Here is a 15641-nt window from a genome sequence, read left to right on the forward strand (position 1 = left end):
AGTTATCAATATAAAACATGAGAGATTTTTGTGCGGGAATGTGCAAAAATGCGCTATATCACTTTTTGTGTGGGAATAAAAAGGAGAAAACTTGATGAGTACCGACCTGAAATTTTCGTTGATTACTACGCTGATTGTTCTGGGCGTGATTGTCGCAGGTGGATTAACGGCCGCTCTGCACTGATTTCCTCTCTTCTGAGGGTGGGCGTCTCCTCTATTCTATCCCTCTCTAAAACGCAGAAGGCGTACCTTCTGCGTACTCAGACTTATGCGGCGAGATTTTTCGCGACAAATTCCCAGTTAACCAGCGCCCAGAAATGCTCCAGATAGTTTGGACGGGCGTTGCGGTAGTCGATGTAATACGCGTGTTCCCACACATCAACCGTCAGCAACGGCGTTGCATCCGTGGTCAGCGGCGTACCGGCATTTGAGGTAGAAACGATAGCCAGTTTGCCATCAGCGCTTTTTACCAGCCATGTCCATCCGGAACCAAAGTTTTTGATAGCGGCATCGGTGAACTGCGCTTTAAATTCCGCGAAGCTGCCAAAAGATGCCGCGATAGCATCAGCCAGTTTCCCGGTCGGTTCGCCGCCAGCATTTGGCGCCAGGCAGTTCCAGTAGAAGGTGTGGTTCCACACCTGAGCGGCGTTATTAAAGATGCCGCCTTCGGAGGCGCGCACGATCTCTTCCAGCGATTTGCCTTCAAACGCCGTGCCTTTGATCAAATTGTTAAGATTGGTCACGTAAGTCTGATGATGTTTGCCATAGTGATATTCCAGCGTCTCAGCAGAAATATGCGGCGCCAGAGCATCTTTGGCATACGGTAATGCAGGTAATTCGAACGACATTGCTTCTCTCCTTATTATTAATATTGCGCACGCACAATAACCCTGGTGCGCGTAAGGATAGGGTAGCAAATTGAGAGGTGGCGCAAAAGAAGAAGTTATCCTGTCGTTAAACGACAGGATAAAATATTAGCGAATTGTTTTAGGCGTCATCACCCGGCGGGCGCCGACATAATGACGCTGCCAGTATTCTTCGTTCAGTGAGGTGATCTTAATTTCCTGACCGCTGCGCGGAGACTGGATAAACTTACCGTTGCCGACATAGACGCCAACGTGATCGGCGGTGCCGCGCCCCTGCGTACGAAAGAACACCAGATCGCCGTTTTTCAACTCGCTACGCTCAATGGGCGCCGCGTCACGCAGGTGATACATCTCATTCGCCGTTCGGGGGATACGGATCTTCACTAAATCTTTATAGGCATAATAAACCAGACCGCTGCAATCAAAACCGGTGCGCGGCGACGCGCCTCCCCAGTGATACGGTTTACCAATCTGATTCATGAGTTTGGACATCGCGGTCTTCGTCGCTTTTTGTACTTTTGCACGATGCGCATCGGCAATAGAGACCGGCAATGTTCCTTTCCCCTTCACGCAGTGCGGCTTACGGCCTTTACGCGTCGTGCATTTTTCCGTTACGTCGAGGGCGGCGATTGACGTGGGCGCGGTTCTGTTACGACGATGCGTCGTATGACGAGATTTCGTGGAGGCGGTGGTACGTTTTGGCGTAGAAGCGGAAGAAGAACGGCTGGTTTTTGAGGTTTTTTTTACGTTTTTTTTGCTGGTTTTACTGATCTTTTTCGTTGTGCTTTTCTTTTTATCTGCCGTTTTCGTGACATGAGAAACAGCAGGCGTCGCTTTGGCTTGCCTGGAAGCATGGGCCATTGGCGTAAAGGGGAGAGTAGTAAAAAGTAAAGCACAGAGCGTGATCGAGATTTTGTTTATCCGCGCCACTGAGCAATCCTCTGTTAAAGGCAGGCGATTCATGCCTGCGTATGATTTACAAAACCTGATAATTCTAATCTACAAAAGCACAGATTGGTAATTGCTTTTGGTTTCTGAAGCTGTGTTTCGTTAACAGATGTAAAAAAATAGCAATTAATGCTAAACACGAACGCGTTATCTACAAATCACTGCGCGGCAACCCGCTTAAAAGATATTTTGTATACAACTTATTCCCGCAGACGGTAAAATAATAAGGCATGATGAAAATGTTATTTTCCGTTGCCAGCCTGACCCGTTACAATGACAGGCTTCAGTCGTAAAAGTAGTTTAAGGAAGCGAGACAATGAGCACCACTATCGAAAAAATTCAGCGCCAGATCGCTGAAAACCCGATTCTCCTGTATATGAAAGGTTCACCGAAACTGCCAAGCTGTGGTTTCTCTGCGCAGGCCGTTCAGGCGCTTTCAGCCTGCGGGGAACGTTTTGCCTATGTTGATATCCTGCAAAACCCGGATATTCGCGCTGAATTACCGAAATACGCCAACTGGCCGACATTCCCACAACTGTGGGTGGACGGCGAGCTGGTCGGCGGGTGTGATATTGTGATTGAAATGTATCAGCGTGGTGAGTTGCAGCAGCTTATTAAAGAAACTGCGGCAAAATATAAAACTCAGGAGCCGGACGCAGAGTAATCTGTGCAAGGAGAAAGCGACCTGTAAAGGTCGCTTTTTTACCGCCATCGTGAGCAAGAGCGGCGTTGTTAGCCTCGTTATTTGTCCGTCGGCAAAGGTAACGGCCAGCCGCCCAGGCGCTTCCAGCGATTGACAATTTCACAAAACAGCACCGCTGTCCGCTCGGTATCATACAAAGCGGAGTGGGCCTTTTCAGCGTCAAACTCCATACCTGCCGCCAGGCACGCTTTTGATAACACCGTTTGTCCCAGCGCCAGTCCGCTCAATGCCGCAGTATCAAAGGTGACGAACGGATGAAACGGGTTACGTTTCAGCGAGGCGCGCTCTGCGGCGGCCATCATAAAACTGTGATCAAAAGTGGCGTTATGCGCGACCATAATGGCGCGGCTACAACCGCTGTCTTTGATACCTTTACGCACCATTTTGAAAATAGCGTGTAGCGCCTCATATTCACTCACCGCGCCGCGTAGCGGGTTAGAGGGATCGATACCGTTAAACGCAAGCGCTTCCGGCTGTAAGTTGGCTCCAGCGAACGGCTCCACATGGAAATGCAGCGTCATGTCCGGCATCAGCCAGCCTTGTTCATCCATTTTCAGCGTGATGGCGGCGATTTCGAGCAGCGCATCGGTTTTAGCGTTAAATCCTGCAGTTTCAACGTCGATGACGACAGGATAAAAACCACGAAAACGGTCGCACAGACCGGAAAGTTGAGCGTTATCGGACATCTGAGTCTCTTAATACGAAAAAATGCAGCGCGTATTATGGCAAATTTTACGCCGGGATGCAGTAAAACAACGGGCGCAGTGACCTGCGCCCGGCGGGGGATCAGTTACCCAGACCGCGGCCTGCGTCTTTAGCTTCAATCAATTCGATTTTATAGCCATCCGGATCTTCAACGAAGGCGATGATGGTCGAACCGCCTTTTACCGGCCCCGCTTCACGGGTCACGTTGCCGCCGTTCTGACGAATACGTTCACAGGCTTCAGCGGCATTATCAACGCTCAGCGCGATGTGCCCATACGCATTGCCCATGTCGTAGCTCTCAACGCCCCAGTTATAGGTTAGTTCGATGACCGCTTCTTCCGTTTCCGGACCATATCCCACAAAGGCCAGCGAGTATTTGTATTCCGGATTCTCACTGGTACGCAGCAATTTCATGCCCAGAACGTTGGTGTAAAAAGCGATGGAACGCTGCAAATCGCCGACGCGCAGCATAGTATGCAATAAACGCATTTTCGTTGTCCTTAAAATAGTCAAGATATTCAAAGTATAGCGGCGATGTGAGGCCGCTATCAATGAAATTACAGAGTAGGGTAGTCAGTGTAGCCTTCCGCGCCGCCGCCATAAAAACTTTCGGGACGCTGTGGATTAAGTTCCGCTTTACGTTGCAGACGCGCCACCAGATCCGGGTTAGCGATGTAATCGCGACCAAACGCCACGGCGTCAATCAGCCCTTTTTCGATCAGATCTTCCGCTTTTTCTGGCGTATAGGCGCCAGCGCCGATGATGGGGCCGTGGAAACACGCGCGCACTTTTTCACGGAATGCGTCGCTGTACGGTTCTCCGCCCGCCCAGTCTGGTTCAGACATATGCAGATAAGCAATGCCGCGTTTGCCTAACGCTTCAATCAGATAAAGGGCGTCAGCTTCTTCATTCGGGCCGTTATCGACATTCTGGAAAGTGCCGACAGGAGAAAGGCGGATGCCGATACGGTCCGCGCCCCATTCCTTAATGCCGGCATCAACCACTTCCAGCACCAGACGGGCGCGATTCTCTACGCTGCCGCCGTACCGATCGGTACGGTGATTAGAAGACGGTGAGAGGAACTGATGCAGCAGATAACCGTGCGCGGAGTGCAGCTCCACCAGATCGAAGCCCGCCTCTCGGGCATTGGCGATAGCCTGGCGGAAATCGTTGACGATCCCGGGGATCTCGTGAGTATCCAGCGCGCGCGGCGTGGAAGTCTCTACGCGGATGGCCTGGCCGTTTTCGTCACGCAAAGAGGTGCGGGTTCCCGCATTGATAGCGGATGGCGCGACGGGCGCTTGTCCGCCTGGTTGCAGGCTGGCGTGTGAAATACGGCCCGTATGCCACAGTTGCACCGCCATATGGCCGCCCTGGGCATGGACTCCCTGAGTGATTTTTTTCCAGGCGGCGATCTGCTCATCGCTGTGTAATCCCGGTGCGCCGGCATAGCCTTTCGCCTGTGCGGAGATTTGTGTGGCTTCGCTGATGATCAATCCAGCGCTGGCGCGTTGACGGTAATATTCCGCCATTAACGGCGTAGGAATGTCGCCCGGTTCAATACTCCGCAAACGCGTCAAAGGCGCCATAAATACGCGATTTGTCGCCGTGATGGCACCCACCTTGAGGGGGGTAAACAGTTTTGCTGATGACATAGTGGCTCCTGATATAAGTAGACCGGTCGTCTTGTAATAAAGGAAATAAAAACGCCTGTTACTGCTCAGGCGTTGCAATGATGGTCTTAACATGCGCCAACGCATTTTCCAGCGGCGCGGCGCTACGGGATATTTTGGCCTGCAAATTGGCGCCCAGCCACAGGGCATAAAGTACCTGCGCCTGTGGCAACGGCTGGCCGGTGAAATGTAAACAGTGGCTATTACGGCCATCTTCCAGCGCGCGTGCAAGCAGTGCCATGATCTCCTGCGCTCCTTTATCCATCGTAGAGCGCATATCCTCCGACAGATCGCAGACCTCCGCTGACAGTTTCACCGTCAGGCAACCGCTAATGGCGCCTTGCTGGCAAAACTGCTTTAACGTTTCCTGATACCAGGCGAGAAGACGATCGCGATGATTACCGGGACCGGAGGTGAAGTGCGCCATAAGACGCTGATGATAGCAGGCGTAATGTCGCTCAAGCATGGCGACGCCGAAGGCTTCTTTCGAGCGAAAGTAGTGATAAAACGACCCTTTAGGCACCTGGGCGGTTTTGAGCAATTCGCTAAGCCCCATGCCGGTAAAACCCCGTTGCATACAAAGCTGCTCGCCGGTGGCCAGCAGATGTTCGCGGGTATCATGTTCGGTTTGCTTATTCATAGCAGGCAGTATAGTAGACCAGTCGGTCTACTGCAAGCAGAGTTGCCATAATGTCAGTTAGCGTCTTCAATAGTCATAAGCGTCAAACGTTGAGGAGGGGATGTGGCCGAGCAGTTGGAGTTTTTTCCTGTAGCAAGCCCATGTCGCGGTATCTGCCAGTCTGATGAGCGTGGCTTTTGTCGGGGCTGTATGCGCAGCCGCGACGAACGGTTTAACTGGCAAAAAATGAGCGATGCCGAGAAACAAAATGTACTGCGGCTTTGTCGCCAGCGTTACTTGCGTAAAATACGCGCAAACAAGCCTCTCCCATCGGAAGATCCTCAACAACCTTCACTCTTTTAAACGCGGAATTGCGTATACTCAACCTCATTATTCTCTATGAGGAATCTGTTATGGTTCAGCGTGTCACCATCGCTCCACAAGGCCCGGAGTTTTCGCGTTTTGTCATGGGTTACTGGCGTTTGATGGACTGGAATATGTCCGCGCGTCAGTTAGTGAGTTTTATCGAAGAACATCTGGATTTGGGCGTCACTACCGTTGACCATGCGGACATTTATGGCGGTTATCAGTGCGAAGCGGCGTTTGGCGAGGCGCTAACGCTGGCGCCGCATTTGCGGGAAAAACTGCAAATCGTTACCAAATGCGGTATTGCGACCACCGCCAGAGCGGAAAATAGGCTCGGTCATTATATTACCGATCGCCGCCATATTATTCTGAGCGCCGAACAGTCATTAAAAAATCTGGCGACAGATTATCTGGATATGTTGTTAATTCACCGTCCCGATCCGTTAATGGATGCGGATGACGTCGCCGAGGCGTTTCAACATCTGCACCAAAGCGGCAAAGTGCGCCATTTTGGCGTTTCTAATTTTACGCCAGCGCAATTTACGTTGCTGCAATCGCGCCTGCCTTTCACCCTGGCGACCAACCAGGTGGAGATCTCGCCGGTTCACCAGCCTTTGTTGCTGGACGGCACATTAGATCAATTACAGCAACTGCGTATTCGTCCGATGGCCTGGTCATGTCTTGGCGGCGGTCGGCTGTTTAATGATGAGGCTTATCAGCCGTTGCGCCAGGAACTTTCCGTTATCGCGCAAGAACTCAACGCCAGTTCTATTGAACAGGTGGTCTATGCCTGGATTTTACGTTTGCCGTCGCAGCCGCTGCCGATTATTGGCTCGGGTAAAATCGAACGCGTACGTGCCGCACTAGAAGCGGAAACGCTGTCATTGTCGCGTCAACAGTGGTTCCGAATCCGCAAGGCGGCACTGGGTTATGACGTGCCGTAATCGCCAACTCGTTGACTTTCCGTACATGTTTTCGCCAGTGGTTTACACTTAACAGGCGACCACATGTAACGGAGGTTTTATGAAGCGATTAAGTTTAGCGATGGTGACGCTGCTGGCCTGTGCGGGTGCGCAGGCTGCCAGCGAGAAAGTAGAGATGAATCTGGTGACGGCGCAAGGCGTAGGACAGTCTATCGGCACCGTCGTCATCGATGAAACCGAAGGCGGCTTAAAATTTACCCCACACCTTAAAGCGTTGCCGCCGGGCGAGCATGGTTTTCACATTCATGCCAAAGGTAGCTGCCAGCCCGCGATTAAAGACGGCAAAGCGGTTGCCGCAGAAGCCGCTGGTGGTCATCTGGACCCACAAAATACCGGTAAGCATGAAGGACCGGAAGGTCAGGGGCATCTGGGCGACCTCCCGGTGTTAGTCGTTAATAATGATGGTATCGCCACCGAACCGGTTACTGCGCCGCGTCTGAAGTCTCTTGATGAAGTGAAAGATAAAGCGCTCATGATCCATGTGGGCGGCGATAACATGTCCGATCAGCCGAAACCGCTCGGCGGCGGCGGAACGCGTTACGCCTGCGGCGTCATTAAATAACCCGGAGACAGTGTTCCCTGCGCTGGAGCCTGTTCCAGCTGCGACAGCGAACAGTGTAAACGCCAGATAATCGCCGCCAGCTCATGCGCGGCGGGTTGATGATGATGTGCGAGCGTGTCGCAGATACGCTGTAATTCCTGTAGCGTGACGGCAAGCGGGCGTTGCTGCACGCCGCGCTCGCTCATCACATCGCGCAGCAGGGATATACAAATATCCCGCACCCGGGAAAGCGGATCGGAACGCGACTCCCAGGCGCGCAGCTGCCACACCACATGCGAGCAGTTCAGCAGCACCACTCCCCAACGTAATAACCACCGGCGCGCCAGCGCATCCTGACTATTGCTGAGCTGACTGACGTGATGATAGGTCAGCGATTCAAACTCGCTTTCGTTATGGGAAGGGTGACGGCTAAGCTGATCGACGAAATCCCGGCGTAGCGCGCGGATATGGCGGCGGCTTTTTACGGCATCGGAACCGGGGCGCAAAATCGCAAACGCCAGCCAGGAAATCGCGACGCCGACGATCTTGGCGGTATTATCGTTAAGGAAGTCGGCGAAGTCGTACACCGGTGGATTGGTCACGGCGATGAATGAGCCCATAAAAACGATAAGCTGCCCCCACAGTCCCGCCAGCTTAGGCATCTGCAGTTTAAGCAGTTGCATCGTGACGAACAGCGGAAAAAGGAAAAGCAAGAATTGCCACAGATCGGTGATTTGCACCATCAGGCCAAATTTCACCACGAAGCTGAATAAGGACAGCAGCACTAAAGTACGCATCAATAAGGAAAGCGACTTAAACGGCGTGGCGACGATGGAGTAGAGGACGCAACTGATCGCCGCCAGGGTTAATGCGCCGGGCCCGGATTCCCATTGCGCGCCAATACTCCAGGCGCTAATCACCGTGAGCGTGCAAAAGGTACGCACGCCGCTCCAGATGGCCTCTGCGTTATCCGTATGCCGCGCAAGGCCGGGAGTGCGGCGGATATGGATTTGATCCACCGGCGCGCCGCTTTCGATCAGATATAACTGACGGCTGCTGCGCAGATATAGCTGGCAAAAATAGCGTAATCGCTGCCAGAACGCGAGGTGACGATAATCCTGTTCATCCTGCGGGCGTAGCGGCGCAATAATCCGCGCCACGGTGTAGCTGTCCGCGCGCGATTTTGCCAACTCAGCTAAGAGTTGTTCAATGACTTCGCGGCTGTTTTCCGGCGGCGTCGGCCAATTTAAAAGCATTCTACGCAGACTGGAGATCACGCTGGTTAGCCGTAATTGCTGGTGTAACAATGCATTTAGCAATGCATTCTGGCGGCGAAAACGGTAGTGACTCCAGAAGGCCTGAATACGCAGCAGGTTCATGGTCAGGATTTGCCCAATGACCCCCTCATGCGCGGAGCGGATAGCGTCGGTAGTCTCCGGCTGCCACAGTAGACTGGCATGTTCCAGCAAGCGCGCATGCATGTTTTTCAACGCGGTGAGCAGGGCGGTACCATCCGATGTGCTGGGTAGGATCATCATCATCATGCCGCCACAGAGGATGCCGACGATAACTTCACATACACGTGCCTGGGCGATATCCCACAACTGCGTGATTTCTACAATATTAACCATCGGGAACGCGATGATCGCCGCCGTGTAGCCGGACAACTGGAAAGCATAAGCGGCATTATTGGTAAAATGCGCGCAGGCCCAGGTACAAAAACCGATCCAGGCGGCCATGCTAAATAAGAACAACCAGGGTTCATTCAGCGTATGGCCAGCAATAATTAACGCGGCGGTCGCGCCGAGTAAACTCCCGGCAATACGCCCCAGACTTTTACTGATTACGCCGCCTACGGTCGGAAAGCTCACCACTGCGGCCGAAGTCATCGCCCAGTAGGGCTCATCCAGATTGAGATAATAAGCGAATGTCAGCGCGAGACACATGGCAATGGTATTGCGCAACGCGTAACGCCACTGGCCGGAGGTCGCTTTAAACCAGGGCGTATTTCGCAGGGCCGGCAGGGAGAGTTTCATTACCGCTGTCCAATGGCTACGCTGCAGGTAGTGCCGGAGACGAGCGTGATATCCTGCGGTAAAGCGTCAAATTCGATACGTACCGGTACGCGTTGCGCCAGACGTACCCACGGTACGTTGGGTTTGATATCGGGCACTAAACCGGAGTCACTTTCCACGCTTTGGTCGTAAATAGCGCGCCCGATACTGCCAACGTGACCCTGTAACTTAACATTGCCACTATACAGTGTTATTAATGCAGGCTCACCTTCGCGGATGTGGCGTAGTTTGGTTTCTTCGAAATATCCCATTACATAAAATGAGTGGCTATCTACCAGGGCGAAAAGTGGCTTACCGGTGCTGGCATAATCACCGGTACGCGTGGAAAGGTTGGTCACCCAGCCGGATACCGGCGCTTTTACTTCCGTCTGGCTAAGCTGCCACTGCGCCTGTTTTAACGTTGCCAGTGCGACATCTACGTTGGCCTGCATCGCTTTAACATTCAGATTGGCGCTATCCAGATCTTCAGCAGAGATGTAGTTACGCGATAAATGTCGACGTCGATCGGCTTCATTATTCGCTTTTGCCAGATCGGACTGCGCTTTGGCCAACTGCGCCTGCGCGTTAAGTTCTGCAATATGGAAGGGCGTTTTATCAATGACAAAGAGAACGTCCCCGGCGTTGACGAACTGATTATCTTTGATATTGAGTTGGGTAATGCTGCCAGAAACCTGTGGCGTTACGCTGACCTGTTCCGCGCGGATTTTACCATCGCGCGTCCACGGTGACTGCATATAGTAATTCCATAACCACCACGCGGCCAGAACGGCGACGACGGCGACAATGAGAGTAGAAAAATATTTTATTGTTTTTAACGACATATTTACCACGCGATCAGTAAAACGAGGCCCAGACATACGCACAGCGTAAAGAGGGAGAGATCCATTAACAGGGGATGCCAGATTTCATCAGAGTATATCCGGTCACGCAGGAGTCGGTGAATAAACAACCAGATAACGAACCCAAGCGCAAAGGCTTTAAAGAATGGCGGAAAGTAAACAGATGCTCCCAACATGAGATCTTGTAAGGGCAATCCTGTGGCGTTGAGTATACACTTCACAAGCAATGTTCCTTTGCGTCAGACATCGATGCTTTAGTTTTAGCCAAAACTGAAGCTACAGGTGCCAGGTGCGCACTATGTCTGAAAAAATGTCTATTGGTAAGCAAATTTAGCAATACATTTGTTTTGAGAATACAAATACTGCACACTATTCTAAAATCAGCATAATAACTTAGCAAGCTAATTATAAGGAGATGAAATTGGAATCGCCACTAGGTTCTGATCTGGCACGGTTGGTGCGCATTTGGCGTGCTCTGATTGACCATCGCCTCAAGCCTCTGGAATTGACGCAGACACATTGGGTCACGTTGCACAATATTCATCAATTGCCGCCTGACCAGTCGCAGATTCAATTGGCTAAAGCGATAGGCATTGAGCAGCCATCGCTGGTACGCACGTTGGATCAACTTGAAGATAAGGGGCTAATTTCGCGGCAAACCTGCGCCAGCGATCGTCGCGCTAAGCGCATTAAACTGACCGAGAAAGCGGAGCCGCTGATCGCTGAGATGGAAGCGGTCATTCATAAAACGCGCGGTGAAATTTTGGCTGGGATTTCTTCAGAGGAGATTGAGCTTCTGATTAAACTTATCGCCAAACTTGAACACAATATTATGGAATTGCACTCTCACGATTGAGGTGCAGGGGCATACGTGTGGCCATGTGACCACACGTAAAGCCTGGTTTAGCGTGGAGAGACGGTAACCTGGCTGCCGTTGCTGGCCAGCACGACACGCTGACCTGCCGAGAAACGCGTATTTCCTTGTTTCTGCACAACCATAATGGTGTTGCCATCGTCTTTACGAATTTCCAGTTCCACACCCTGGGTTTTATTCATTGCGCTCTGGACGCCCTGGCCCGCTACGCCGCCAGCCACCGCGCCTGCCGCGGTCGCCAGTGAACGACCCGTACCGCCGCCGATAGTGTTGCCGAGGAATCCGCCCAACACCGCGCCGCCGATAGCGCCAATCACGTTAGAATCATCACCGCCCTGAATTTGAACCGGACGAACGTTAACGATAGTACCGTACGTTACATTCTGAACTTGTTTAGCCTCGGATGCGGTATAAACATCACCCGAAAGGCTATCATTGTTAACACACCCAGCTAAGGATAACCCCATCAGTGAAACGGCCAGTACACGTTTAATCATTTACCCATCTCCTGTTCTTCACGAAACGCTATGTCAGTATCCCTATAGCTAAATTATATGGCATTTATGCAGTTAAGGTCATATCTTCTGCTGAAAGAATGTAAAAATCATAATCAGAAGTTAATTAACCAATCTTAAACGAAGTCGGAAGCAAGAAAAGATAGGTCATTGATATCCGTGGACGACACGGCAAAAAACGTGACGTGGGCATAGCATTACAAAATACGTTATGCCGAGTGTTAAGGCTTAACCCAGCTTAAAAGGAAGAGGTATGAAATCGGGCCGTTTTATTGGCGTTATGTCCGGAACCAGCCTTGATGGCGTGGATGTTGTACTGGCGGCAATTGATGAAACCATGGTTGCGCAACAGGCAAGTCTCACCTGGCCTATTCCCGTTCATCTGAAAAAAGGCATTCTCGATATTTGCCAGGGACAGCCGCTTACGCTCTCGCAACTCGGCCAGCTGGATACCCAGTTAGGCCGGCTTTTTGCGCAGGCGGTTAATGCGCTGTTAGCGCAACAACGCTTGCAGCCTCGGGATATCGTCGCCATTGGTTGTCATGGGCAAACGGTCTGGCATGAACCGACCGGCGAGGCCCCGCATACGCTGCAAATTGGCGATAATAATCACATCGTCGCCCATACGGGGATTACAGTGGTCGGCGATTTTCGGCGGCGGGATATTGCGCTGGGCGGACAAGGCGCGCCGCTGGTGCCAGCTTTCCATCACGCGCTGTTGGGACATCCGACGGAAAAACGTATGGTCCTGAATATCGGCGGCATCGCCAATTTATCTCTGCTTTTCCCCGGACAGGCGGTGCGCGGGTACGACACGGGGCCGGGCAATATGTTGATGGATGCGTGGATTTGGCGACAATGCGCGCAGCCCTACGACAAAGACGCGGCATGGGCGAAAGAAGGTCAGGTTATTCTTCCATTGCTGCAAAAGATGTTGCGCGATCCGTACTTTGCTGCGTCGGCGCCCAAAAGTACAGGACGCGAATATTTCAACTATGGCTGGTTAGAGCGCCATCTTGCGGCTTTCCCTGGCGCAGACGCGCGCGATGTACAGGCCACGCTGGCGGAGCTGACGGCGGTCTCCATCGCCCAACAGGTGCTGCTCAACGGCGGCTGCGAGCGGCTGATGGTCTGTGGCGGCGGAAGCTGGAATCCGTTAGTGATGGCCCGTCTGGCGGCGCTGTTGCCCGGTATCGAGGTTTCGACCACCGATAAGGCGGGGATCAGCGGCGATGATATGGAAGCGCTGGCCTTTGCCTGGCTTGCCTGGCGAACGCTCGCGGGCCTGCCGGGAAATTTACCTTCCGTGACGGGGGCTACAGAAGCCAGTGTTTTAGGCGCTATTTACCCGGCTAACCCAATAACTCAGAGTTAACTGAATTTTTCCCGGACCCTATATCGGTAAACTGGCAAGGTCAGGAAGGGGCGTTTGCCCTTCCAGAAGCAGGAGAGCTTTCGGGATATGCCTATGAAAAAGATCGCAATAATGTGTTTACCTGTGCTGCTGACCGGCTGTAGCGTTTATCAACAATTTGTTGAACGTATGCAAACGGATACGCTGGAATACCAGTGTGATGAGAAGCCGCTTACCGTTAAAGTCAATAACCCGCGTGAAGAGGTCAGTTTTGTTTATGACAATAAGCTGCTGACCCTGAAGCAAGGAATCTCGGCCTCGGGCGCGCGTTATACCGACGGGATTTATGTTTTCTGGTCGCAAGGCGAGAGCGCCACGGTCTATAAACGAGACAGAATTGTGCTTAATAACTGTCAGTTACAAAATCCGAAGCGTTGAGATTTTCAGTATGGGGGCGCACAATAGCGCCACCCACTGATTATTTCTGATCAACGCCATGTCTGATAACGACCAATTGCAGCAGATCGCGCATCTGCGCCGTGAATACACGAAAGGCGGCTTGCGTCGCCGCGATTTACCCGCTGAACCGTTAACCTTATTTGAGCGCTGGCTTGGGCAAGCGTGCGACGCCAGACTGGCCGATCCGACGGCAATGGTCGTGGCGACCGTAGATGACAAGGGGCAGCCGTACCAGCGTATTGTATTGCTCAAGCATTATGATGAAAAAGGCTTGGTCTTTTATACCAACCTGGGAAGCCGCAAGGCGCATCAAATTGAGCACAATCCGCGTATCAGCCTGTTATTTCCCTGGCATATGCTTGAACGCCAGGTGATGGTGACAGGCAAAGCCGAGCGTCTCTCCACACTTGAGGTGGTGAGGTATTTCCACAGCCGTCCGCGCGACAGCCAGATCGGCGCATGGGTCTCTAAACAATCCAGCCGGATTTCCGCGCGCGGTATCCTCGAAAGCAAATTCCTGGAGCTCAAGCAGAAGTTTCAACAGGGCGAAGTGCCGCTACCCAGCTTCTGGGGCGGTTTTCGCGTGAGTATCGAACAGATGGAGTTCTGGCAGGGCGGCGAACATCGTCTGCACGATCGCTTTTTATACCAACGCGACGACGGCGCGTGGAAAATCGACCGTCTTGCGCCCTAAAGATGCAAAAATCTTGTTTTAAGCACTGGTGCGGATGAATCCGCCGTTTTATGCTATGTCTCTTTCGCGTCTGGCGAAAAGTCGTGTACCGGCAAAGGTGCAGTCGTTTTATACATGGAGATTTTGATGGCAAGCAGTAACTTGATTAAACAATTGCAAGAGCGGGGGCTGGTAGCCCAGGTGACGGACGAAGACGCGTTGGCAGAGCGACTGGCGCAAGGCCCGATCGCGCTCTATTGCGGCTTCGATCCTACCGCTGACAGCTTGCATTTGGGGCATCTGGTTCCATTGTTATGCCTGAAACGCTTCCAGCAGGCAGGGCACAAACCTGTTGCGCTGGTAGGCGGCGCGACCGGTCTGATTGGCGACCCGAGCTTCAAAGCCGCCGAGCGTAAACTGAACACTGAAGAGACCGTTCAGGAGTGGGTGGCGAAAATTCGTAAACAGGTTGCCCCATTCCTGGACTTTGATTGCGGCGAAAACTCCGCCATCGCGGCCAATAACTATGACTGGTTCGGCAGCATGAATGTGCTGACTTTCCTGCGCGATATCGGTAAACATTTTTCCGTTAATCAGATGATCAACAAAGAAGCGGTGAAGCAGCGTCTGAACCGTGACGATCAGGGTATCTCTTTCACGGAGTTCTCTTATAACCTGCTACAGGGGTACGACTTCGCTTGTCTGAATAAACTGCACGGCGTTGCCTTACAGATTGGCGGTTCTGACCAGTGGGGGAACATCACTTCCGGTATCGACCTGACCCGTCGCCTGCACCAGAATCAGGTATTTGGTTTGACCGTTCCACTGATCACCAAAGCTGACGGCACGAAATTCGGTAAAACCGAAGGCGGCGCTGTCTGGCTGGATCCGAAGAAAACCAGTCCGTACAAATTCTACCAGTTCTGGATTAACACCGCAGATGCCGATGTTTATCGCTTCCTGAAATTCTTCACTTTTATGGACATTGAAGAGATCAATGCCCTGGAAGAAGAAGATAAAAACAGCGGTAAAGCGCCGCGCGCGCAGTATGTGCTGGCCGAGCAGGTGACGCGCCTGGTTCATGGTGAAGAGGGGCTGGTCGCGGCGAAACGGATCACCGAATGCCTGTTCAGCGGTTCACTGAGCGCGCTGAGCGAAGCTGACTTTGAGCAGTTGGCGCAGGACGGCGTACCGATGGTTGAAATGGAAAAAGGCGCCGACCTGATGCAGGCGCTGGTAGACGCCGAACTCCAGCCGTCGCGTGGTCAGGCGCGTAAGACTATCGCCTCCAACGCTGTCACTATCAATGGTGAAAAACAATCCGATCCTGAATACATCTTTAACGATGAGGACCGTCTGTTTGGCCGCTATACCTTATTACGTCGCGGCAAAAAGAACTATTGTCTGATTTGCTGGAAATAAGGCATTAAGTAACAGGGAGTGAGAAA

General features: G+C 52.3%; 20 protein-coding genes. 10 read left to right on the forward strand and 10 right to left on the reverse strand.

Going from position 1 to position 15641, the window contains the following annotated elements:
• Window positions 1-94 precede the first annotated feature (94 nt).
• Window positions 95-184 carry a YnhF family membrane protein gene (locus J4728_RS02965; RefSeq protein ID WP_000102277.1) on the forward strand — a complete coding sequence of 30 codons (90 nt, stop codon included), beginning with the start codon at window positions 95-97 and terminating at the stop codon, window positions 182-184.
• 82 nt (window positions 185-266) lie between these two features.
• Here J4728_RS02965 and sodB read toward each other — a convergent pair whose 3' ends face one another.
• Together sodB and J4728_RS02975 are read right to left on the reverse strand one after the other, a co-directional pair.
• Window positions 267-848, reverse strand: coding sequence for a superoxide dismutase [Fe] (gene sodB / locus J4728_RS02970; RefSeq protein ID WP_000007294.1), 582 nt, complete (start codon window positions 846-848; stop codon window positions 267-269).
• 126 nt (window positions 849-974) lie between these two features.
• Window positions 975-1796, reverse strand: a complete 822-nt coding sequence (locus tag J4728_RS02975; protein ID WP_001520344.1) for a C40 family peptidase — start codon at window positions 1794-1796, stop codon at window positions 975-977.
• 334 nt (window positions 1797-2130) lie between these two features.
• Between J4728_RS02975 and grxD the strand changes: the two genes are divergently transcribed.
• Entirely contained in the window at window positions 2131-2478 is a 348-nt protein-coding gene (grxD, locus tag J4728_RS02980; protein ID WP_000108176.1) for a monothiol glutaredoxin 4, read from the forward strand.
• 77 nt (window positions 2479-2555) lie between these two features.
• Here grxD and rnt read toward each other — a convergent pair whose 3' ends face one another.
• The 4 genes from rnt to J4728_RS03000 all read right to left on the reverse strand — a co-directional run bounded on the left by rnt (window position 2556) and on the right by J4728_RS03000 (window position 5535).
• Window positions 2556-3203, reverse strand: coding sequence for a ribonuclease T (gene rnt / locus J4728_RS02985; RefSeq protein ID WP_208211109.1), 648 nt, complete (start codon window positions 3201-3203; stop codon window positions 2556-2558).
• A 100-nt stretch (window positions 3204-3303) separates the two neighbouring features.
• Window positions 3304-3711 carry a lactoylglutathione lyase gene (gene gloA / locus J4728_RS02990; RefSeq protein WP_001237787.1) on the reverse strand — a complete coding sequence of 136 codons (408 nt, stop codon included), beginning with the start codon at window positions 3709-3711 and terminating at the stop codon, window positions 3304-3306.
• A gap of 68 nt (window positions 3712-3779) precedes the next feature.
• Window positions 3780-4877 carry an alkene reductase gene (locus J4728_RS02995; RefSeq protein ID WP_000092933.1) on the reverse strand — a complete coding sequence of 366 codons (1098 nt, stop codon included), beginning with the start codon at window positions 4875-4877 and terminating at the stop codon, window positions 3780-3782.
• Window positions 4878-4935: 58 nt separating this feature from the next.
• Window positions 4936-5535, reverse strand: a complete 600-nt coding sequence (locus J4728_RS03000) for a TetR/AcrR family transcriptional regulator (RefSeq protein WP_001660120.1) — start codon at window positions 5533-5535, stop codon at window positions 4936-4938.
• 102 nt (window positions 5536-5637) lie between these two features.
• Here J4728_RS03000 and J4728_RS03005 point away from each other — a divergent pair, with 102 nt between their 5' ends.
• From J4728_RS03005 to sodC2, 3 genes are all read left to right on the forward strand, one after another.
• Entirely contained in the window at window positions 5638-5877 is a 240-nt protein-coding gene (locus tag J4728_RS03005; protein ID WP_001638075.1) for a DUF1289 domain-containing protein, read from the forward strand.
• A 50-nt stretch (window positions 5878-5927) separates the two neighbouring features.
• Complete coding sequence (locus J4728_RS03010) at window positions 5928-6824, forward strand: aldo/keto reductase family oxidoreductase (protein ID WP_000250721.1); 897 nt, start codon at window positions 5928-5930, stop codon at window positions 6822-6824.
• A 79-nt stretch (window positions 6825-6903) separates the two neighbouring features.
• On the forward strand, window positions 6904-7425 hold the full coding sequence (gene sodC2 / locus J4728_RS03015) for a superoxide dismutase [Cu-Zn] SodC2 (protein WP_000826818.1): 522 nt from the start codon (window positions 6904-6906) through the stop codon (window positions 7423-7425).
• On the opposite strand, the gene J4728_RS03020 is transcribed toward sodC2, so the two are convergent.
• Genes J4728_RS03020 through J4728_RS03030 form a run of 3 tightly spaced genes read right to left on the reverse strand, consistent with a single transcriptional unit; the run spans window position 7401 to window position 10539 of the window.
• Window positions 7401-9440: an FUSC family protein gene (locus tag J4728_RS03020; protein WP_208211112.1), complete on the reverse strand. Its 2040-nt coding sequence runs from the start codon at window positions 9438-9440 to the stop codon at window positions 7401-7403. The genes sodC2 and J4728_RS03020 overlap by 25 nt on opposite strands.
• A complete protein-coding gene (locus tag J4728_RS03025) occupies window positions 9440-10300 on the reverse strand; it encodes an HlyD family secretion protein (RefSeq protein ID WP_001520441.1) in 861 nt (286 codons plus the stop codon). The genes J4728_RS03020 and J4728_RS03025 overlap by 1 nt, the downstream gene beginning before the upstream one ends.
• Window positions 10301-10302: 2 nt before the next feature.
• Entirely contained in the window at window positions 10303-10539 is a 237-nt protein-coding gene (locus J4728_RS03030) for a DUF1656 domain-containing protein (RefSeq protein ID WP_000649755.1), read from the reverse strand.
• Window positions 10540-10733: 194 nt separating this feature from the next.
• On the opposite strand from J4728_RS03030, the gene slyA reads away from it, so the two are divergent.
• The gene (gene slyA / locus J4728_RS03035) at window positions 10734-11174 is read left to right on the forward strand and encodes a transcriptional regulator SlyA (RefSeq protein ID WP_000764551.1); all 441 of its coding nucleotides are present in this window, start codon (window positions 10734-10736) and stop codon (window positions 11172-11174) included.
• A gap of 47 nt (window positions 11175-11221) precedes the next feature.
• Here slyA and slyB read toward each other — a convergent pair whose 3' ends face one another.
• Window positions 11222-11689: an outer membrane lipoprotein SlyB gene (gene slyB, locus J4728_RS03040; RefSeq protein WP_000597179.1), complete on the reverse strand. Its 468-nt coding sequence runs from the start codon at window positions 11687-11689 to the stop codon at window positions 11222-11224.
• A 271-nt stretch (window positions 11690-11960) separates the two neighbouring features.
• Here slyB and anmK point away from each other — a divergent pair, with 271 nt between their 5' ends.
• The 4 genes from anmK to tyrS all read left to right on the forward strand — a co-directional run bounded on the left by anmK (window position 11961) and on the right by tyrS (window position 15615).
• Window positions 11961-13082, forward strand: coding sequence for an anhydro-N-acetylmuramic acid kinase (gene anmK / locus J4728_RS03045; protein ID WP_208211114.1), 1122 nt, complete (start codon window positions 11961-11963; stop codon window positions 13080-13082).
• A gap of 87 nt (window positions 13083-13169) precedes the next feature.
• Complete coding sequence (gene mliC, locus J4728_RS03050; RefSeq protein WP_001132086.1) at window positions 13170-13499, forward strand: C-type lysozyme inhibitor; 330 nt, start codon at window positions 13170-13172, stop codon at window positions 13497-13499.
• Between the two features lie 58 nt (window positions 13500-13557).
• The gene (pdxH, locus tag J4728_RS03055; protein ID WP_001282334.1) at window positions 13558-14214 is read left to right on the forward strand and encodes a pyridoxamine 5'-phosphate oxidase; all 657 of its coding nucleotides are present in this window, start codon (window positions 13558-13560) and stop codon (window positions 14212-14214) included.
• Between the two features lie 126 nt (window positions 14215-14340).
• The gene (gene tyrS / locus J4728_RS03060; protein WP_000168626.1) at window positions 14341-15615 is read left to right on the forward strand and encodes a tyrosine--tRNA ligase; all 1275 of its coding nucleotides are present in this window, start codon (window positions 14341-14343) and stop codon (window positions 15613-15615) included.
• Window positions 15616-15641: the final 26 nt, after the last annotated feature.

This window comes from Salmonella sp. 32070601201500089SM (genome assembly GCF_017573605.1).
Lineage (GTDB): Bacteria > Pseudomonadota > Gammaproteobacteria > Enterobacterales > Enterobacteriaceae > Salmonella > Salmonella enterica.